Origin of the sequence: Streptomyces sp. M92, assembly GCF_028473745.1 — a bacterium.
In the GTDB taxonomy this organism is placed as follows: domain Bacteria; phylum Actinomycetota; class Actinomycetes; order Streptomycetales; family Streptomycetaceae; genus Streptomyces.
Window position 1 is genome coordinate 114,746 of the sequence record NZ_CP101137.1, and the last position, 18,778, is coordinate 133,523.

The window sequence follows — 18,778 nt, forward strand, 5'->3', positions numbered from 1 at the left end:
GGGCCCGCCCCCCCCACTCACCTCACCCGCAACCCCTCCCGCACCGCCTCCAGATCCCCGTCCGACGCCAGCCCCGCGTGGTACAGCCGCAGCTCCGTCGCGCCCAGTTCCCCCGCCCGTGCCGCGTCCGCGGCGAGCGTGTCGGGGCGGCCGCCCATCCCGGAGACCACGGTGAGGTTGGCCGCGAGGACGGCCCCGTCGCGGCCCTGCTCGGCGAACGGCGTCAGCAGACCCGCGCCGCCCGTGCAGGGCATGACCACGCCGTCGGCGACGGAGAGGATGTGCGCGGGGTCGACACCGGCGTTGGCGCCGCAGTGGTACGACACCGGGTCGGCGTGCAGCAGGACCCGGAAGCCGTCGGGAGCGGCGGCGCGCACGGCCGCGACCGCCGCCTCCTGGAGGGTGCGGGCCCGCTCGTCCCGCCAGGCGCGCGTGGCGTTCGCGTATCCCTCGCCGAGCAGTTTCTCCACGCCCGGCCAGCCCCCGTCCGACGGTGCGCTCCCCCGCCACACCGGCTCCAGTGCGGCGCGCACGGCGGCGGCCAGGGCGTCGGCGTCGAGGCCCTGCGCGCCGTAGCCCTCCCGGCAGTGCGGGCAGAAGCACAGGGACATGAGGTACTGCCCGGCGTCCCCGAGACCGACCCCGCCGGTCTTGTCGTGGGCGTGCAGGTGGGCGAGGCCGTACCAGCCGAGGGACTCCAGCTCGGTGCCGCGTGCCCCGGGACGCGTCGCCGCCTCGGCGGCCAGGCCGGTGAGGTACGCGCGGGTGGCGGGCTGCGCGACGCACGGCGCCCAGGGGTAGCGGTCGCCGTAGGCGTTGACGACGGAGGTCTGCGGGTGTTCCGCGCCGAGGCGGGAGTTGTGGGCGAGGACGACCCAGGTGTGCACCTCCAGGCCCGCGTCCGCGAGCGCGGCGGCGGCCTCGCCGTACGCGTCGCCGGGCGCCCAGTCGCCGGCCTCGTACGGGCGCAGCTCGTGGCCTTCCCAGCGGGCGGTGTCCGGTGGGTAGAGGACGGCGGCGTGTTCGGCGGTGACGACGCGGTGACGCGGGTGGCGGGGGGTCAGGGCGCGGGTGGAGTGGTAGGCGGCGGCGAGCGTCACCTGCTCCACGCCCAGGTCCGCGACGCGCTGCGCCGCCGCCGGGTCCCCGTTGACGTCCCAGGGGTAGACGAACGCCGACGCCCTCACTGGTCACCCTCCGCGTCCAGCAGCGCCTGGCCCCGCTCGATCAGCAGGGCGAGCTGCTTCACGTGCTCCTCGGCCGGTTCCTGCAACGGCGTCCGCACCTCCCCCACGTCCAGGCCGCGCAGCCGTACGCCCGCCTTGACCAGGGCGACGGCGTACCCGCGGCCCTGGGAGCGCAGTTCGACGAACGGCCGGTAGAAGCCGTCCAGCAGACGGTGCACGGTGGCGTCGTCGTCCTCGCGCAGCGCCCGGTGGAAGGCGAGGGCGACCTCGGGGGCGAAGCAGAAGACCGCGGACGAGTAGAGGGGGACGCCGAGGGCGCGGTAGGCGAGCTGGGTCTGCTCGGCGGTCGGCAGTCCGTTGAAGTAGAGGAAGTCGCCGTCCGGGGCGTCGGTGCGCACGGCGCTGACGGTCCGCTGCATGAGGTCGAGGTCGCCGAGGCCGTCCTTGAGGCCGGCGATCCCGTCCGTGCGGGCCAGTCGGACCACCGTTTCCGGGGTGAACACGGCGTTGTCGCGCTGGTAGACGACGACCGGCAGGGCGGTCGCGGCGGCCAGCTCCCGGTAGTGCCGCAGCAGCCCTTCCTGCCCGGCGACGACCAGGTAGGGCGGCATGGCGAGCAGGCCGTCGGCCCCGGCCTGCTCGGCGAGGCGGGCGTAGCGCACGGCGAGGGCGGTGCCGTAGCCCGCGCCGGCGAGGACGGGGACGCGTCCCGCGGTCTCCTCGACGGCCGCCCGTACGCACGCCTCGAACTCCTCGGGCGTCAGCGCGTGGAACTCTCCGGTGCCGCAGCAGGCGAAGACGGCGGCGGCACCGGCGTCCACCCCGCGGCGCACGTGCGCGCGGTAGACGTCGAGGTCCACTCCCCCGTCGGGGCCGTAGGCCGTGACGGGAAAGAACAGCGGCCCGCTGGGGACGGTGAGCCGGGCGGCGAGAGGGGCTGAGGTCACGGGCGCTCCCCATTCCATATGCATGATCTGCGTCTACATTTCTGAACGCGACCACGCTAAGCCGCCCCGCGAACACCGTCAAGCAGGCGCCCTCTTGACGCACGACCACCCGCTCCTTAGCGTGTCCACGCATATGAACTCCAGGCACGGATTCGTACAACTGTCGCCGCTTCAGGAAACCCAGGAGTCCCGAAGGATGCCCGCTCCCCGCACCGTCCTGCTCACCGGCGCCGCCGGCGGCCTCGGCACCCTCATGCGGGAGCTGCTGCCCGCCCACGGCTACGCGTTGCGCCTGCTCGACCTGCGCCCGATCGAGGGCGAGCCGGAGGCGGTCGTCGCCGACCTGGCCGACCGGGCGGCCGTGCGCGAGGCGGTCCGGGGCGTCGACGCGATCATCCACCTCGCGGGCATCTCCCTGGAAGCCCCCTTCGAGAAGATCCTGAAGGCCAACATCGAGGGCACGTACAACCTTTACGAGGCCGCCCGCGAGGAAGGCGTCAAACGCATCGTCTTCGCCTCCTCCAACCACGCCGTCGGCTACACCCCGCGTCCCCGGGGCGACGACCCGCTCATCCCGATCGACACCCCGCGCCGCCCGGACACCTTCTACGGCCTGTCCAAGTGCTTCGGCGAGGACCTCGCCCAGCTCTACTGGGACAAGCACGGCCTGGAGACGGTCTCCGTCCGCATCGGCTCCTGCTTCCCCGAGCCGACCAGCGTGCGCATGCTCTCGGTGTGGATGAGCCCCGCCGACGGCGCCCGGCTCTTCGACGCCGCCCTGACCGCTCGGAACGTCGGGCACACCGTCGTCCACGGCTCCTCCGCCAACACCCGCCTGTGGTGGGACCTCACCTCCGCGCGGGCGCTCGGCTACGCACCGCAGGACGACTCCGAGCCGTACGCCGCGAAGCTGATCGCCGAGCAGGGCGAACTCGACCCGGACGATCCGGCGCACGCGTGCCTGGGCGGTCACTTCGTGACCGACCCCCCGATCTGGCCGTACTGACCGGAACCGGTCGGCGGGCGGGGCGGGCGGGCACCGAACGGGCCCGCCCGCCCCGGCATGCGGGCGTCCGCACTGCCCGTTCCCACCCTCCCGGCTGCCGACTGCCAGGTCCGGGACGGGCACCCGGCGACCGGAACGGGCACAAACGGGCAGCATCGGCTCCGCGACAGACCTGGTCAGTGCCGCATGGCCGCTGTACAACTTCCCCCATGGGTCCCACGGGCCCGAACGGGCAGGGTCACGGCGACGAGGCGGTGAGGCGGGTGTTCGGCATGGGCACGAGGACGGCGGAGGAACGCCAGCGGGAGATCGTGCGGATCGCCCGCGCCACCGGCTCCGTCGACGTCACCGCGCTCGCCGCCGACCTGGGCGTCGCCAAGGAGACCGTCCGCCGGGACCTGCGCGCCCTGGAGGACCACGGCCTGGTCCGCCGCACCCACGGCGGCGCCTATCCCGTGGAGAGCGCCGGGTTCGAGACCACGCTCGCCTTCCGCGCCACCAGCCACGTTCCCGAGAAGCGCCGGGTCGCCGCCGCGGCGGCCGAACTGCTCGGCGACGCCGAGACGGTCTTCGTCGACGAGGGCTTCACCCCCCAGCTCATCGCCGAGGCCCTGCCCCGGGACCGCCCGCTCACCGTGGTCACCGCCTCCCTCCCGGTCGCCGGCGCGCTCGCCGAGTCCTCGGACACCTCCGTCCTGCTGCTCGGCGGCCGGGTCCGCTCGGGCACGCTGGCCACCGTCGACCACTGGACGACGAAGATGCTGGCCGGCTTCGTCATCGACCTGGCGTACATCGGCGCCAACGGCATCTCCCGCGAGCACGGCCTCACCACCCCCGACCCGGCGGTCAGCGAGGTCAAGGCCCAGGCCATCCGGGCCGCCCGCCGCACCGTCTTCGCGGGCACGCACACCAAGTTCGGGGCGGTCAGCTTCTGCCGGTTCGCGGAGGTCGGCGCCCTGGAGGCGATCGTCACCAGCACCCTGCTGCCCACGGCCGAGGCCCACCGCTACTCACTGCTCGGCCCGCAGGTCGTCCGCGTCTGACACACCGAACCACCGACACACCCACCCACGTCCCCGGAGGGCACCCCCACACCCTCCGCTGCCCCATACCTCCCCATATGTTCAGGAGCGATCCATGCGAACCCAGAGCCGACGGAGGCTGCCGCAAGCCACGCTCGCCATGGCCGCCGCAGGGACGCTGCTCGCCCCGCTGCTCTCCGGCTGCTGGGTCGGGGCGGGCGGCGCCGGATCCGGCGGCAACTCCATCAACGTCCTGATGGTCAACAACCCGCAGATGGCCGAGTTGCAGAAGCTCACCGCCGACCACTTCACCAAGGACACCGGCATCAAGGTGAACTTCACCGTCCTGCCGGAGAACGACGTCCGCGACAAGATCAGCCAGGACTTCGCCAACCAGGCCGGCCAGTACGACGTCGCCACCCTCTCCAACTACGAGATACCGATCTACGCCCGCAACGACTGGCTGCACGAGATGGACCCCTATGTCGCCGAGGACCCGGCGTACGACCAGCAGGACATCCTGAAGCCGATGCGCGAGTCCCTCACCGGCGACGACGGCAAGCTCTACGGCCAGCCCTTCTACGGCGAGTCGTCCTTCCTGATGTACCGCAAGGACGTGTTCGAGCAGGAGGGCCTGACCATGCCCGAGCGACCCACCTGGACCCAGGTGGCGGACCTCGCGGCCGAACTCGACGGCGCCGAACCGGACATGAAGGGGATCTGCCTGCGCGGCCTGCCCGGCTGGGGCGAGCTGATGGCGCCGCTGACGACGGTCGTGAACACCTTCGGCGGCACCTGGTTCGACGAGGACTGGAACGCCCGGCTCGACTCCCCCGAGTGGGAGAAGGCGACGAAGTTCTATGTCGACCTGGTCCGCGAGCACGGCCAGTCCGGCGCCGCCCAGTCCGGCTTCGCGGAGTGCCTGAACAACATGACCCAGGGCAACGTCGCCATGTGGTACGACGCCACCTCCGCGGCCGGCTCCCTGGAGTCGGCGAACTCCCCCGTCAAGGGCAAGATCGGCTACGCGCCCGCCCCCGTGGAGAAGACCGACTCCTCCGGCTGGCTCTACACCTGGGCCTGGGGCATCCAGAAGGCCTCCCGCAACCCCGACAAGGCCTGGCAGTTCGTCTCCTGGGCGTCCAGCAAGGAGTACGAGCAGCTGGTCGGCGACGAGATCGGCTGGTCCAACGTCCCGGCCGGCAAGCGCGCCTCGACGTACGAGAACCCTGACTACGTCAAGGAGGCCGCCGCCTTCCAGGAGATGACCCGGGCGGCCATCGAGGGCGCCAAGCCCAAGGACCCCGGCGTGCAGCCGCGCCCCGCGCCCGGCATCCAGTTCGTCGGCATCCCCGAGTTCACCGACCTCGGCACCAAGGTCTCCCAGGAGATCAGCGCGGCCATCGCCGGACGCCAGTCCGTCGAACAGGCCCTGAAGAAGTCCCAGCAGCTCGCCGAGCAGATCTCCGAGGAGTACGAGGGACGATGAGCGCCACGACAACGGCCCCCTCGGCCGCACCCGACCACGTACCCGCCCCCGTCCGCCCGCCGTCGCCCCGGCTGAAGGCCTGGGCCACCCGGGCCCCGCTCCTGCCCGCCCTCATCTTCATGATCGTGGTCACCCAGCTGCCCTTCGTGGCGACCCTGGTGATCTCCTTCTTCGACTGGAACGCCCTCTACCCCGACGCCCGTTCCTTCACCGGCTTCGGCAACTACGGCGACGTGCTGTCCGACCCGGCGCTGCGCAAGTCGGTGTGGACGACGATCCTGCTGACGGTGGCGGTGGTCCTGGCCAGCCTGGTCCTGGGCCTGGCCCTCGCGCTGCTCCTGGACCGGAGGTTCAAGGGCCGGGGTGTGGTCCGCACCCTGCTCATCGCGCCGTTCCTCGTCGTCCCCGTCGCGGCCGCCCTGCTCTGGAAGCACGTCCTCTACAACCCGGAGTACGGCCTGCTCAACGGCCTGCTGCACTACGTCGGCGGCCCGCAGCCCGACTGGATCTCCAACACCCCGCTGCTCGCGGTGGAGGCCGCGCTGGTGTGGCAGTGGACGCCCTTCATGATGCTGATCCTGCTCGCCGGCCTCCAGAGCCGGGACCAGCAGCAGATCGAGGCCGCCCGGGTGGACGGCGCGAGCGACTGGCAGATCTTCGTCCACCTCACCCTGCCCCACCTGCGCCGCTACCTGGAACTCGGCGCCCTGCTCGGCTCCATCTACATCGTCCAGAACTTCGACGCGGTCTTCACCATCACCTCCGGCGGCCTGGGCACGGCCAACCTGCCCTACACCGTCTACCAGAGCTTCTACCAGGCCCACGAGAACGGCCTCGCCTCGGCCGCGGGCGTCCTGGTCGTCATCGGCTCCATCGTCATCGCCACCTTCGCGCTGCGCGTGGTGTCGTCCCTGTTCCGCGAGGAGGTCGGCCGCGCATGAGCGCCACCACCGCCGTACGCCCCGCCGCCACCGGCACCACCGCCGACAAGCCCGTACGGACCCGCCGCAAGGCGGGCGCCGGCCTGGGCCTGGCCGCCTGGCTGGCCGGGATCGTCTTCTTCCTGCCCATCGCCTGGATGGCCCTGACCTCCTTCCACTCCGAGGAGGACGCCGCCACCAACCCGCCGTCCTTCGCCGCCTCCCTCACCCTGGACGGCTACCGAGAGTTCTTCGGCGCGGACGGCGGCGCGAGCCCCTGGCCCGCGCTGATCAACTCGGCGGTCGCGTCGGTCGCCTCGACCCTCCTGGTCCTGGTCCTGGCCCTGCCCGCCGCGTACGCCCTCTCGATCCGCCCGGTGAAGAGGTGGACGGACGTCCTCTTCTTCTTCCTCTCCACCAAGATGCTGCCGGTGGTGGCGGGCCTGCTGCCGATCTACCTGTTCGCCAAGAACACGGACATGCTGGACAACATCTGGCTGCTGGTCATCCTCTACACGTCGATGAACCTGCCGATCGCTGTCTGGATGATGCAGTCCTTCCTGGCCGAGGTCCCGGTCGCGATCATCGAAGCGGCCCGGGTGGACGGCGCGAAACTGCCCACCGTCCTGGCCCGGGTGGTCGCCCCGATCGCCCTGCCCGGCATCGCCGCGACCTCCCTCATCTGCTTCATCTTCAGCTGGAACGAACTGCTCTTCGCCCGGGTGCTGACGGGCGTGGTCGCCGAGACCGCCCCCGTCTTCCTGACCGGCTTCATCACCAGCCAGGGCCTCTTCCTGGCCAAGGTGTGCGCCGCGTCGCTCGTCATCTCCCTGCCGGTGCTCGCCGCGGGGTTCGCCGCCCAGGACAAACTGGTCCAGGGCCTGTCGTTGGGAGCCGTGAAATGAAGGCCGCCGTCATCGAGTCCGTGGGCCGCGCCGTCGTCACCGAGGTCCCCGACCCGACGCCAGGGCCGCGCGAGGTCGTCGTCGAGGTCGCCGCCTGCGGCCTGTGCGGCACCGACCTGCACATCCTCCAGGGCGAGTTCGCCCCCAAGCTCCCGATCGTGCCGGGCCACGAGTTCGCCGGCGAGGTGGTCGGCGTCGGCGCGCGGGTCACGGAGGTGGCGGTCGGCGACCAGGTCGCCGTCGACCCCTCCCTCTACTGCTACGAGTGCCGCTACTGCCGCACCGGCCACAACAACCTCTGCGAACGCTGGGCGGCCATCGGCGTCACCACGGCGGGCGGCGCGGCACAGTACGCGGTGGCACCGGTCGCGAACTGCGTGAAACTCCCGGAACACGTCCGCACCCAGGACGCCGCCCTGATCGAACCGCTCTCCTGCGCGGTCCGCGGCTACGACGTCCTCCAGTCCCGCCTCGGCGCCCACGTCCTGATCTACGGCTCCGGCACGATGGGCCTGATGATGCTGGAGCTGGCCAAGCGCACCGGCGCCGCGAGCGTGGACGTGGTGGACCTCAACCCGGCCCGCCTGGAGACCGCCCGCGGCCTGGGCGTCTCGGCCTCGGCCGCGACCCCCGACGAACTGGACCGCCCCCAGGGCTGGGACCTGGTCATCGACGCCACCGGCAACGCCGCGGCCATCCAGGACGGCCTGGACCGCGTCGCCAAGGCCGGCACCTTCCTCCAGTTCGGCGTCGCCGACTACGCGACCCGGGTGCAGATCGACCCGTACCGCATCTACAACCAGGAGATCACGATCACCGGTTCGATGGCGGTCCTGCACAGCTACGAACGCGCGGCCGAGCTGTTCGCGAACGGCGTCCTGGACCCGGACGTCTTCATCAGCGACCGCATCGAGCTGGCTCGCTATCCGGAGGCGCTGGAGCAGTTCGCGGCGGGGGTGGGCCGGAAGATCGTGGTGGTGCCGTAGGACTTCTCACCCGGCCGGCACCTCCAGCCCGTCCGGCGTTTGAGGACGAGGCCGTCCAGGCCGAAAGCGGGGAAGCGGGGGTCTGGGGGCGCAGCCCCCGGGGACGGGAAGGGAAGGGGCGGCGGGGGCGAAAACCCCTGGTCCCCCACCCGCACCCCTCCTACGATCCCCGCATGCCCAAACCGAACGGCTTCGCCTACACCGCAACCGCGACCGGCACCGTCCACATCACCCACCACAACCACCCCGCCACCACCCTCAACGGCTCCCGAGCCGCCCGCTTCCTCCAGGAGGTCGCGGCGGGCGACCCCCAGCTGGTCATGGCCCGCTGGACCGGCAACTACAAACACGGAAACGAACGCACGGCCCGCAACCACGCCCGCAACACCCCCCGGAACAGCCCCCGTCCCCGCCGCTGACCCGATTGGCCCCCGGGTAAGGGAACGGTAAAACGCCCTCGCTCGTTCACCGGGCATGACAGCTATGACCCCCGGCTCGAACATCCCCCTCTCCGCCGCCCGCGTGACGGTGGACGTCGCCGCGCCCGTGCGGCTCGACGTATCGGGCCTGCTGCTCACCGCCGACGGCAAGGTGCGCTCCGACGACGACTTCATCTTCTACAACCAGCCCACCGGCCAGGGCGTGACGTACCGCTCCGGCGGCGGCACCGCCCCGGACGCGATCGTGGTGGACACCGCCGCCGTCCCGCCGGGCATCGAGAAGATCGTCGTCACCGCCAGCCCGGACGCGGCCGGGCAGACCTTCCAGGGCATCGAGCCCACCGCCACCATCCGCAACGCGGACGACAACTCCGTCCTCGCCACCTTCACCCCGCCGCAGCTCGGCACCGAGACCGCCCTGGTCATCGTGGAGGTCTACCTGCGCAACGGCGCCTGGAAGGCCCGCGCGGTCGGCCAGGGCTATGCGAACGGCCTGGCCGGCATCGCCACCGACTTCGGCGTCACGGTGGAGGAGCCGGCCGCCCCGGCCCAGCCCGCCGCACCCGCACAGCCCTCGCCCCCGGCGCGCTCGCACGCGGCCACTCCCCCGCCGCCCGCCGCCGCGCCGACGATGCCCGCCGCTCCCCCGGCGGCACCGGCCGCCCCGCCGGCCCCGACGCCGGGCACCGGCAAGATCAACCTCGACAAGGGCCGGGTCAGCCTCCAGAAGAACCAGACCGTCTCCCTGGTCAAGGGCGGCCGTCCGGTGCTCTCCCAGGTCAAGATGGGCCTCGGCTGGGAGCCGGCGTACCGCGGCAAGGACATCGACCTCGACGCGTCGGTCATCGCCTACGGCCCGCAGCGCAACCACATCGACAGCTGCTACTTCGGCAAGCTGTCCATCGTGGGCGGCGCGATCAAGCACTCCGGCGACAATCTGACCGGCGAGGGCGGCGGTGACGACGAGGTGATCACCGTCGACCTGGGCCGGCTCCCGCAGGAGGTCAGTGGTCTGGTCTTCACGGTGAACTCGTTCTCCGGGCAGAAGTTCACCGAGGTCGCCAAGGCGTACTGCCGCCTCCTGGACGCCGCGACCGGCGAGGAGTTGGTCCGCTTCGACCTCACCAGCGCCGAGCCGCAGACCGGCGTGATGATGGCGAAGCTGATCCGGCAGTACTCCGGCGAGTGGGAGATGACCGCCATGGGTGAGTTCGTCAAGTCCCGCACGGTGCGGGGCATGGTGAAGCCGGCGGCGAAGGCGCTGTAGGCAGCCGGTTCGGTGGGGCGCTCCCGGCACGGGGTGCCGCCCCACCGGCACCGCCTACCCCCGCAACCCGTCCCACACCAGCGACAGGTACCGGCGGACCGACACCGGCTCTCCGTCCTCCCCGTGTCCCCCGTCGATCGCCCCGGCCGCCGTGACCACCCCGTGCACCAGCCGCAGCACCTCGATCGGCTCCACGTCCCGCCGCAGCGCCCCCGCCTCCTGCGCCGCCCGTACCAGCCGGCCGGCCGCGCCCCGCAGGCAGTCGCCGCACGCCGTGTCCACCGTCGAGCCCCCGGCCGTGACGGCGGTGCCGAGCAGCGCCTTCATCCCGCGGACCTGGATCATTCCGGCGGCCAGCTCCTCCAGCCACTCCCGCAGCGCCTCGCCCGGCGCCCGCTCGGCCGCGACGACGTCCGCCCGCGCCGCGATCGCCTCGATCCGGTCGAGGTAAGCGGCCTCCAGCAACGCCTGCCGTGTCGGGAAGTGCCGGTACAGCGTGCCGGTTCCGACGCCCGCGCGCTTGGCGATGTCGTCCAGGGAAGCACCCTCACCGTGCTCGGCGAAGGCCGCCGCCGCGACCTCCAGCAGCCGCTCACGGTTGCGGCGGGCATCCGCGCGCATGGCCCTGACCTGCGCCATCCCACTACTCCCTGCACACCGGGGTCCTCCGCCGAACCCTACCGCGCACCCGTGCGCCGCCGCCCGGCCCGCACGAACGGAGGGAACCACTCCGCACCGGCGGGGTCTCCTGTCCAGGGATGACTGCCTTGCTGATGTTGCTGTTCGCGCTGTACGCGGTCGGCGGATGGATCGCGGTCCTCGTGACCTTCGGCTACCTGCTGGGCGCGCTCGCGCGCACCCGGCCGGTGGACCTGATGCGCGACGAGGGGCCGCGGGCGGTGCGACTGCTGTTCCCGACACCCGCCTACCTGCGCCTGGACCGGATCGCGACCCTGTGCCTGGTCCTCTTCGACTTGTGGGTGGTGGCCCTGATCCTGCTCCTCGGTCAGGACGGCGTCTTCACCGAGGACTGGATGGGCGATGCGCGCACGATGGACACCACCGCCGCCTCCTACCAGGACGACGCCGTCCACGGTCTGCTCACCGTCATGTGGTGGACGAGCGGCGTCGCGGTCCTCTTCCGGTGGTGGACGGCGGCGGTGGCGCAGCTCTGTGTCCTGTCGGCGGCGGCCTGGTGGGTCGCCTCCTTCGAGACGTGGTGGAGCGGCTGACGCCCGGGACGCCGCGTTCGCGGGCTCAGACCGCCCACGGCCAGTCGGCGTCCCGGGCGGCTTCGAGCAGCGGAACCATCCGGAACGCCGCGTCCGACAGGCCGCCGAAGGTGTGCCGGTTCGCCTTGCCCGACGGGCCGTGGCCCGCCCGGTACCCGGCGAGGTTCCAGGTGTAGACCGGCACCTGCTGCGGGACCTGCTCGGTCGGGTCGCCGTGCCGGTTGTGCGCGTACTGCTCGTCGGTGATGATCAGCACCCGGTCGTGCCCCTTGTAGTGCCGGCGGACCGCGTCGGTCGTGTCGGTGCCGCCGAGGTCGCCGAAGCGCTCCAGGACCTTCAGGACCGACTCGCCCTTGCGGTACTTCACGCGGTTGCTCGACGTACCGAACTCGACGAGGTCCGCGTCGGCCGCCCGCAGCGCGAACGCCGTGCCGAAGACCGCCGCCGCGTCGGCCCGGGTGAGCTCCGAGCGGTCCGACATCCGCGAGTAGAACATCGAGCCGGAGCGGTCCACGAGGACGAGCGTCCGGCCGGGCAGCGCGGGCACGTTGGCCAGCGAGTGCCCGAGCGCCTGCTCCAGCGGGTACGACCAGCGCAGCGACGGCGCGTGCCGGTACGCGGCGAGGTAGCGGAAGGGGAACTGCCGCGACCGCGCCACCTCGGCCGGGTCGCTGATCCGCGCCGCCACCCGGGCCGCGACCTCGTCGGAGACCCCGGCCTCGTCGAAGTTGCGGAGGTTTCGCAGCAGCGCCATGACCCCCATGGACGGGATCACGCCCTCCCAGGCCGCCTTGTCCATCGGCCCCTGGAGCCAGCCGGCCAGCATCTCCCAGGTGACGCCCGCCGCCGCCAGCCGCTCGGCACCGTCGGGCGCCGTGACGAGCGCTCGCCGCTCCTGGACGGGCAGCGCCATCAGCTCCCGGTGCGCCGTGAGGACACGGTTCGAGGCGGGCGGCACCGCGGTGTCCGGGTTGTGGCGGCGGTCCAGCGCGTACTGGAACAGCTCGCCCTGCCACGGCTTGTCCGGGTCCGGCGCCGCGTGCACCAGGTTGAGGATGTCGCCGAAGCGGTAGCCCTTGGACGCGGTGTCGTACTTCAGCAGCGACTTGCCGTGGTAGAGCCGCCGTACGGCGTCGGCGATCCCCCGCTTGACCGGCTTGGGCACGGCACGCCCGTACGTCGACGTCCAGTACGCGAGCAGCTCGCCGGGCTCGTCGGGGCGCTGGAGGACGGAGGCGACGACCTGTCGGTTCGTCGGTCCGTCGGTGGCGCCGGCGTCGAGGCGGGCCTTTACGTACTCGGCGGCGCCGACGATCGAGGCGGTGCGCAGGTTGCCCTCGCCGCGCAGCCAGCCGAGCAGGCCGGCCGTCCAGACCGGGTCGGAGACGGCCAGTTCGCGCACGAGCGTCGCGAACCGGTCGTCGCGGGCCGCGCCGGACTCGTAGAAGGTCCGCTGCGACACGAAGTTCGCGACCGACAGCAGAAAAAGCTCGGAGCGCGCGTCGCGCTCGTGGCCCCGGCCGCCCTCGAAGGTGCGCAGTACGCGGCCCGTCGACGTCACACGCGAGGTGGGCTGCGCCTTCGCGGCCTTGGTGTTGAAACGCGCCATGGTGAATTCCCCCGAATTCCTTTTCGGCGGGAGGGCGCGGCGGAAGGAGGGTGCCCGAGGTCGGGATCGGCGACGGGAACATTCGGATGCTCTGCCGTTTGAGCTACACCGACCCGAAGTCGATGACGGGATTCGAACCCGCAACCGTCCGATCAAAGGAAGTATCCGCTGCCTGCGCACCGGGCACCCACCAGTTGCCGCGCCTCCCGAGTTCATGTCGGCCGCGGCGTCTGATTCGATCACAACGAAGTAGCCGCGGCCTGCGCACCGGGAGGTGCGTGAAGTTCTGGGTGTCCAGAGTTCAGGTCGGCGGAACCGACAAGGTGCTCTAACCCCTGAGCTACACCGGCGTGTTGTGCCGGTGACGGGACTCGAACCCGTGACCGCCCCATTAAGAGTGGAAGTAGGTCCTGCCTTCGCACCTGGACGTGCATCACTCTAAAAGGGCGGCCACCGCTCGGGCGAGCGAATTAATCAGCGGCGCTTCTGACGCTTCCAGGGCCCGGTGATCGCGAGCATGATGCCGGGGTCCTGGATGTTGGCGTAGAGCGTCTTCCCGTCGGGCGAGAAGGTGACGCCGGTGAATTCGCTGTACTCCGGGTCGTCGTCGCTGCCGACGTTCAGTTCGTTGCGGGCGATGGGGTAGGTGCGCCCGCTGTCGGTGGCGCCGAACAGGTGCTGGACGCCGTCGCCGTCCTCGGCGATGACGAGGCCGCCGTAGGGGGAGACGGTGATGTTGTCGGGGCCGTCGAACGCGCCGTCCGCGGACGGGTCGGGGTTGACGCCGAGGAGGACCTTGAGGGTGAGGGTGCGGCGCGCCGGGTCGTAGAACCAGACCTGGCCGTCGTGCGGGCGGCCGGGGCTCTCGTCACGGGCGAAGGAGGAGACGACGTAGGCGCCGCCGTCGGCCCACCACATGCCCTCCAGCTTGCGGCCCCGGGTGACCTGGCCGTCGGTGAACTGCCTGCGCACGGAGGTGTTCCGGGCGTCGCGGTCGGGGACGTCGACCCAGTCGACGCCGTAGACGGTGCCGGTCTTGGTGGCGCGGGAGAGGTCGTCGACGAACCTGCCGCCGGAGTCGAAGCACTTGAAGGCCTGGAGGACCCCGGCGTCGTCGGCGAGGGTGCGCAGCCGGCCGCGGCCGTGCCGGAAGCCCTCCGGCGGGACCCAGCGGTAGAAGAGGCCGTTGGGGCCGGAGGCGTCCTCGGTGAGGTAGGCGTGGCCGCGCTTGGGGTCGATGACGACGGCCTCGTGGGCGTAGCGGCCGAGCGCCTTGATCGGCTTGGGGTCGCGGTTGGCCCGGCGGTCTGCGGGGTCGACCTCGAAGACGTAGCCGTGATCCTTGGTCATCCCGTCCTCGCCGGCCTTGTCCTCGGTCTCCTCGCAGGTCAGCCAGGTACCCCAGGACGTGCTGCCGCCCGCGCAGTTGGTGGCGGTGCCGGCGATGCCGACCCACTCGGCGACGTGGCCGCCGCGGCGGACCTCGACGACCGTGCAGCCGCCGGCGGCGGCGGGGTCGTAGACGAGGCCCTCGGTGAGCGGGACGGGGTGCGGCGAGTCGTCGCGGTGGCCGCCGATCTCGTGGTTGTTGACGAGGAGGGTGGTGCCGCGGGGGCCGTCGAAGGCGGCGGTGCCGTCGTGGTCGGAGGGGGTGTACTCGCCCGACTCCAGCCTGGTCCGGCCGCAGTAGGTGATGATCTCGTACCGGAACCCGGCGGGCAGGGCGAGAATGCCGTCCGGGTCGGGGAGCAGCGGTCCGTAGCCGACCCCGCCGTGGTCGTGCCCGTGTCCATGGCCGCCTCTGCCGTGCCCCTCCGCCGCGCTCTCGGTGTCCGTGGACGCGAGGGCGTTCGGGGCGGTGGCGAGGGCGCCGACGCTGCCCGCCAGCGCGATCCCGGCGCCGGTGAGCGCGGATCGGCCGGCGAAGTCCCTGCGGGTGAGCGACATGGTGTCTCCTGTGACGGTGGACGTGCCGTGGAGGGTGGCGGACCTCGTTCGGCGTCACGGTCGCGCCCGCGCCTGAACGGGAGTTGAACGGTGCGCGGCGCCCGCTGGGCAGCCCGCACAACCGCGGGCACGGGCGGGGCGCCGCCTCCGGATCATGGGCCTCTCCCACGTGGGCGAAGCCGAGCGTGCGCGGGTACCACCCCGCCGGCGCCGGGCGGCTCCGCCCGCCCGGCCCACCCGGCCCCGGTGCCCGGTGTCAGCCCCCGTGCTGCGACCGCGCCTTGAACGCCGCCTTCCGCGCCTCCTTGGCGACCTTCTTGTCGGGGTGCAGCCGCCCCATCGCCTCCAGGACGTCCGGCGTGGCCGGGTGGCCGACCCGCCAGGCCGTGTCGAAGAACCCGCTGTGCTGCTGGGCCAGTCCCTCCACCAGGGCGCGCAGTTCGTCGGAGTTGCCCTCCGCCGCGAGCTGTGCGGCCACGGTGTCGATGGTCAGCCAGAAGACCATCTCCTGCGGCGGCGCCGGCACGTCCCGGGCGCCGTGCTCGGTCAGCCAGACCCGGGCGAGGCCGCCCAGTTCGGGGTCGTCGAGGACCTCCCGCAGCGCGGGCTCCGCCTCGGTGCCGACCAGGGACAGCGCCTGCTGGCAGCAGAGCCGGCGCAGGGGTGCGCCGGGGTCCGTGCCGCGGGCGGCCGCGAGGAGTTCACGGGCGGCGTCGACGGGGCCGCGGCCGGCCAGCCACAGCTCGGTCTCGGCGTGCGCCGCGGCCGGCGGGAAGGGTGCCGTGCCGTCGAGCAGCGCGTCGGCGCCCTTGTCGGCGAGGTCTCCGACGACGGGTACGTCGAAGCCGGCCTCCTGGAGCCTGGTGCGCAGTCCGTACAGTCCGAGCGGGGTGAGCCGCACCATGCCGTAGCGGGCGACGTCGGCCTCGTCGTCGGGTGCCGCCGGTTCCTCGTCGGCGTCGGCCATCAGGGCCTCGTCGACCGGCCGGTAGGCGACGAGGCCGACCGGCTCCAGCATCCGGAACTGGTCGTCCAGCCGCATCATCGCGTCGGAGACCTGTTCCAGGACGTCGTTGGTGGGCTCGCCCATGTCGCTGGGCACGATCACGGACGCGGCCAGCGCGGGCAGCGGCACCGGGGTGTCGCCGGCCCCGTCCTCGCCGACGGTGAGCAGGTAGAGGTTGCCGAGTACCCCGTCGAGGAACTCCGCCTCGGCCTCCGGGTCCCACTCCAGGGTCGACAGGTCGACCGTGCCGCCCTCGGCCATCGCGTCGACCAGGTCGTCGAGGTCGGGCACGCTCGCGTCCGCGAGCACCGTCTCCAGCGCGGTGAGCCACACACCGAGCACGTCCTGCGGGGAGCCGCCGGTGAGCAGGGCGAGGTCGTCGCCCCGCTCGACGGTGCCCGTCTCCTCGTCGGTGATCTCGACGAGCCCGGTGTCCACGGCGATCCGCCAGGCCTCGCTCGCGTACGCGGCGGCGTCGTCGCCGGTCAGCCCGAGTTCCCCGGCCGCCGCGGGCAGCTGCTCCTCGACGAGTCCGCCGCCGGCGTCGACGCGGGTCCCGGGACCCGCCCAGCGGGCCAGCCGGGCGGCCCGGGCGAGCAGTGGCGTGGCCAGCGCGTCGCGAGCCAGCTCCGCTTCGGGACGCAACCGTGCGGGCGGCAGGGTGGAGCGGTCTGACATCGGCTGTTTTCTCCTCGCGCGTTCCGGACGCCGTACGGCTCAGCCGCTCAGCCTAGACGGAATTGCACCCATGCCGCCCGGTTCATCTCCCCGACGGGTGCGGTACATGGCCGAAACCTTGACAACTGGCCTGGCGAGGCAGGAGATTGACGCGCGTAGAAAGCGGGGGGACAAGTGTTCACCCAGGCCCACGCGCTCAGGTTCCCGTGTGCCCTGCGGCTTCTCGCGTCCCACGCCCCACGCCCCACCCTCGTCCCGGTGCCCCGTCACGTCCCCGGAGGGATTTCCGTTGGCCAGCAAGTCCTCCGCGCGCCTCGCCGCGCTCACCGTCGCCGCCGTCTGCTCGGCGGCGTCCACGATCGTCCTCACCTCGCCCGCGCACGCCGACTCCGTGCGCGTCCACGACATCCAGGGCAGCACGCGGCTGTCGCCGTACGCGGGCGAGCAGGTCACCGACGTGGCCGGAATCGTCACCGGTGTCCGCGGCTACGGCTCCTCCAGAGGCTTCTGGATCCAGGATCCGCGTCCCGACGCCGACCCGGCCACCAGTGAGGGCGTGTTCGTCTTCACCGGCTCCACCCCGAAGGGCGTCGCCGTCGGTGACGCGGTCACCGTCTCCGGCACGGTCTCGGAGTACGTCCCCGGCGGCACCTCCTCCGGCAACCAGTCGCTGACCGAGATCACCCGGCCGGTGTTCACGGTCGTCTCCAGCGGCAACGAGGTCCCCGCGCCGACGACGATCTCCGCCCGTTCCGTGCCGCGGGCGTACGCCCCCGAGGGCGACGAGGCCGCGAACGGCTCGGTCAACGGCCTGCCGCTGCGGCCCGCGAAGTACGCCCTGGACCACTACGAGTCCCTGGAGGGCATGAACGTCCGGGTCACCGACGCCCGCGTGGTCGGCGCCTCCGACCCGTACACCGAGCTGTGGGTCACGGTGAAGCCCTGGGAGAACGCCAACCGCCGCGGTGGCACCGTCTACGGCTCGTACGACTCCCAGAACACCGGCCGCCTCCAGATCCAGTCCCTGGGCAGGCCGGCCGACTTCCCCGACGCCAACGTGGGCGACACCCTCGCCGGCACCACCGCGGGCCCGCTGGACTACAACCAGTACGGCGGCTACACGATGGTGGCGAGCGAGATCGGCACCCTCCGGAGCGGAGGCCTGGAGCGGGAGTCGACGCGCCGGCAGAGCGGCCGCGAGCTGGCGGTGGCGACGTACAACGTCGAGAACCTCGACCCGTCCGACGACACCTTCGCCGCGCACGCCGAGGCTATCGTGCACAACCTCGCCTCGCCCGACATCGTGTCCCTGGAGGAGATCCAGGACGACAACGGCGCCACGGACGACGGCACGGTGACCGCCGGCGCGACGGTCGGCAAGCTGATCGACGCGATCGTCGCGGCCGGCGGCCCGCGCTACGACTGGCGCGGCATCGACCCGGTGGACGGCGAGGACGGCGGCCAGCCCGGCGGCAACATCCGCCAGGCGTTCCTGTTCAACCCGGAGCGGGTCTCGTTCACCGACCGCGGGGCCGGTGACGCGACCACCGCGACCGGGGTGACGAAGGTGCGCGGCAAGGCGGCGCTCACCCACTCCCCCGGCCGCGTCGACCCGGCGAACGCGGCCTGGGAGGACAGCCGCAAGCCGCTGGCCGGCGAGTTCGTCTTCCGCGGCCGGACCGTCGTCGTCATCGCCAACCACTTCAACTCCAAGGGCGGCGACCAGAGCCTGACGGCTCAGTACCAGCCGCCGTCGCGCGGCTCGGAGACGCAGCGCCACGCGCAGGCGACGGTGGTGAACACCTTCGTCAAGGACATCCTGGCCGTCCAGCGGAACGCGGACGTCATCGCCCTCGGCGACATCAACGACTTCGAGTTCTCGAGGACGACCCGTCTCCTGGAGGACGACGGCGCCCTGTGGTCGGCGGTCAAGTCGCTGCCGAGGAGCGAGCGTTACTCGTACGTCTACCAGGGCAACAGCCAGGTCCTGGACCAGATCCTGGTCAGCCCGTCGATCCGGTGGCACGGGCGGCTGTCGTACGACAGCGTGCACGTCAACGCCGAGTTCCACGACCAGATCAGCGACCACGACCCGCAGGTGCTGCGCTTCCGCCCGTAACCGGCGCCCGGTGGGGGC

16 protein-coding genes and 1 tRNA gene are annotated in these 18,778 nt (G+C 72.2%); 10 read left to right on the plus strand and 7 right to left on the minus strand.

The genetic code is table 11. From position 1 onward, the window contains the following. Positions 1–17: 17 nt before the first annotated feature. Positions 18–1,187 carry a hypothetical protein gene (locus tag M6G08_RS00555; protein WP_272585211.1) on the minus strand — a complete coding sequence of 390 codons (1,170 nt, stop codon included), beginning with the start codon at positions 1,185–1,187 and terminating at the stop codon, positions 18–20. Beyond that, positions 1,184–2,134, minus strand: a complete 951-nt coding sequence (locus tag M6G08_RS00560) for a 5-dehydro-4-deoxyglucarate dehydratase (RefSeq protein ID WP_272585212.1) — start codon at positions 2,132–2,134, stop codon at positions 1,184–1,186. Before M6G08_RS00560 ends, M6G08_RS00555 begins: the two co-directional genes overlap by 4 nt. Positions 2,135–2,330: 196 nt before the next feature. Between M6G08_RS00560 and M6G08_RS00565 the strand changes: the two genes are divergently transcribed. The 8 genes from M6G08_RS00565 to M6G08_RS00600 all read left to right on the plus strand — a co-directional run bounded on the left by M6G08_RS00565 (position 2,331) and on the right by M6G08_RS00600 (position 10,169). Further along, entirely contained in the window at positions 2,331–3,140 is an 810-nt protein-coding gene (locus M6G08_RS00565; protein ID WP_272585213.1) for an NAD-dependent epimerase/dehydratase family protein, read from the plus strand. A gap of 272 nt (positions 3,141–3,412) precedes the next feature. Continuing rightward, entirely contained in the window at positions 3,413–4,183 is a 771-nt protein-coding gene (locus tag M6G08_RS00570; protein WP_272591214.1) for a DeoR/GlpR family DNA-binding transcription regulator, read from the plus strand. Positions 4,184–4,277: 94 nt separating this feature from the next. Further along, entirely contained in the window at positions 4,278–5,651 is a 1,374-nt protein-coding gene (locus M6G08_RS00575) for an ABC transporter substrate-binding protein (protein ID WP_272585214.1), read from the plus strand. Further along, positions 5,648–6,592 (plus strand): carbohydrate ABC transporter permease, encoded by a 945-nt coding sequence (locus tag M6G08_RS00580; protein WP_272585215.1) that lies wholly within the window; start codon positions 5,648–5,650, stop codon positions 6,590–6,592. Before M6G08_RS00575 ends, M6G08_RS00580 begins: the two co-directional genes overlap by 4 nt. Continuing rightward, on the plus strand, positions 6,589–7,476 hold the full coding sequence (locus tag M6G08_RS00585) for a carbohydrate ABC transporter permease (protein ID WP_272585216.1): 888 nt from the start codon (positions 6,589–6,591) through the stop codon (positions 7,474–7,476). Before M6G08_RS00580 ends, M6G08_RS00585 begins: the two co-directional genes overlap by 4 nt. Beyond that, positions 7,473–8,462 carry a zinc-dependent alcohol dehydrogenase family protein gene (locus M6G08_RS00590; protein WP_272585217.1) on the plus strand — a complete coding sequence of 330 codons (990 nt, stop codon included), beginning with the start codon at positions 7,473–7,475 and terminating at the stop codon, positions 8,460–8,462. The genes M6G08_RS00585 and M6G08_RS00590 overlap by 4 nt, the downstream gene beginning before the upstream one ends. Before the next feature lie 173 nt (positions 8,463–8,635). Next, positions 8,636–8,881, plus strand: a complete 246-nt coding sequence (locus M6G08_RS00595) for a hypothetical protein (RefSeq protein WP_272585218.1) — start codon at positions 8,636–8,638, stop codon at positions 8,879–8,881. Between the two features lie 64 nt (positions 8,882–8,945). Beyond that, entirely contained in the window at positions 8,946–10,169 is a 1,224-nt protein-coding gene (locus M6G08_RS00600; protein WP_272585219.1) for a TerD family protein, read from the plus strand. Positions 10,170–10,223: 54 nt separating this feature from the next. Here M6G08_RS00600 and M6G08_RS00605 read toward each other — a convergent pair whose 3' ends face one another. Further along, positions 10,224–10,808: a TetR/AcrR family transcriptional regulator gene (locus M6G08_RS00605; RefSeq protein WP_272585220.1), complete on the minus strand. Its 585-nt coding sequence runs from the start codon at positions 10,806–10,808 to the stop codon at positions 10,224–10,226. Positions 10,809–10,927: 119 nt separating this feature from the next. Between M6G08_RS00605 and M6G08_RS00610 the strand changes: the two genes are divergently transcribed. Next, the gene (locus M6G08_RS00610; protein WP_272585221.1) at positions 10,928–11,401 is read left to right on the plus strand and encodes a hypothetical protein; all 474 of its coding nucleotides are present in this window, start codon (positions 10,928–10,930) and stop codon (positions 11,399–11,401) included. A gap of 25 nt (positions 11,402–11,426) precedes the next feature. Here the strand turns inward: M6G08_RS00610 and M6G08_RS00615 are convergent, their stop codons facing one another. The 4 genes from M6G08_RS00615 to M6G08_RS00630 form a co-directional block, all read right to left on the minus strand. Further along, positions 11,427–13,010: a TROVE domain-containing protein gene (locus M6G08_RS00615; RefSeq protein ID WP_272585222.1), complete on the minus strand. Its 1,584-nt coding sequence runs from the start codon at positions 13,008–13,010 to the stop codon at positions 11,427–11,429. A gap of 359 nt (positions 13,011–13,369) precedes the next feature. Then, positions 13,370–13,439: transfer RNA gene (locus M6G08_RS00620), tRNA-Lys, on the minus strand. A 45-nt stretch (positions 13,440–13,484) separates the two neighbouring features. Next, positions 13,485–14,957, minus strand: a complete 1,473-nt coding sequence (locus tag M6G08_RS00625; protein WP_272585223.1) for an alkaline phosphatase PhoX — start codon at positions 14,955–14,957, stop codon at positions 13,485–13,487. Positions 14,958–15,213: 256 nt separating this feature from the next. Continuing rightward, complete coding sequence (locus M6G08_RS00630) at positions 15,214–16,641, minus strand: hypothetical protein (RefSeq protein ID WP_272585224.1); 1,428 nt, start codon at positions 16,639–16,641, stop codon at positions 15,214–15,216. Between the two features lie 289 nt (positions 16,642–16,930). Here M6G08_RS00630 and M6G08_RS00635 point away from each other — a divergent pair, with 289 nt between their 5' ends. Continuing rightward, the gene (locus tag M6G08_RS00635) at positions 16,931–18,760 is read left to right on the plus strand and encodes a DUF8508 domain-containing protein (protein ID WP_272585225.1); all 1,830 of its coding nucleotides are present in this window, start codon (positions 16,931–16,933) and stop codon (positions 18,758–18,760) included. The last annotated feature ends 18 nt before the right edge of the window (positions 18,761–18,778 follow it).

Excerpts from the sequence above, each read along its gene's own strand:
- M6G08_RS00565 (WP_272585213.1), top strand. The coding sequence starts at position 2,331 with ATGCCCGCTCCCCGCACCGTCCTGCTCACCGGCGCCGCCGGCGGCCTC.
- M6G08_RS00570 (WP_272591214.1), top strand. The coding sequence starts at position 3,413 with ATGGGCACGAGGACGGCGGAGGAACGCCAGCGGGAGATCGTGCGGATC.
- M6G08_RS00575 (WP_272585214.1), top strand. The coding sequence starts at position 4,278 with ATGCGAACCCAGAGCCGACGGAGGCTGCCGCAAGCCACGCTCGCCATG.
- M6G08_RS00580 (WP_272585215.1), top strand. The coding sequence starts at position 5,648 with ATGAGCGCCACGACAACGGCCCCCTCGGCCGCACCCGACCACGTACCC.
- M6G08_RS00585 (WP_272585216.1), top strand. The coding sequence starts at position 6,589 with ATGAGCGCCACCACCGCCGTACGCCCCGCCGCCACCGGCACCACCGCC.
- M6G08_RS00590 (WP_272585217.1), top strand. The coding sequence starts at position 7,473 with ATGAAGGCCGCCGTCATCGAGTCCGTGGGCCGCGCCGTCGTCACCGAG.
- M6G08_RS00595 (WP_272585218.1), top strand. The coding sequence starts at position 8,636 with ATGCCCAAACCGAACGGCTTCGCCTACACCGCAACCGCGACCGGCACC.
- M6G08_RS00600 (WP_272585219.1), top strand. The coding sequence starts at position 8,946 with ATGACCCCCGGCTCGAACATCCCCCTCTCCGCCGCCCGCGTGACGGTG.
- M6G08_RS00605 (WP_272585220.1), bottom strand. The coding sequence starts at position 10,808 with ATGGCGCAGGTCAGGGCCATGCGCGCGGATGCCCGCCGCAACCGTGAG.
- M6G08_RS00610 (WP_272585221.1), top strand. The coding sequence starts at position 10,928 with ATGACTGCCTTGCTGATGTTGCTGTTCGCGCTGTACGCGGTCGGCGGA.
- M6G08_RS00615 (WP_272585222.1), bottom strand. The coding sequence starts at position 13,010 with ATGGCGCGTTTCAACACCAAGGCCGCGAAGGCGCAGCCCACCTCGCGT.
- M6G08_RS00625 (WP_272585223.1), bottom strand. The coding sequence starts at position 14,957 with ATGTCGCTCACCCGCAGGGACTTCGCCGGCCGATCCGCGCTCACCGGC.
- M6G08_RS00630 (WP_272585224.1), bottom strand. The coding sequence starts at position 16,641 with ATGTCAGACCGCTCCACCCTGCCGCCCGCACGGTTGCGTCCCGAAGCG.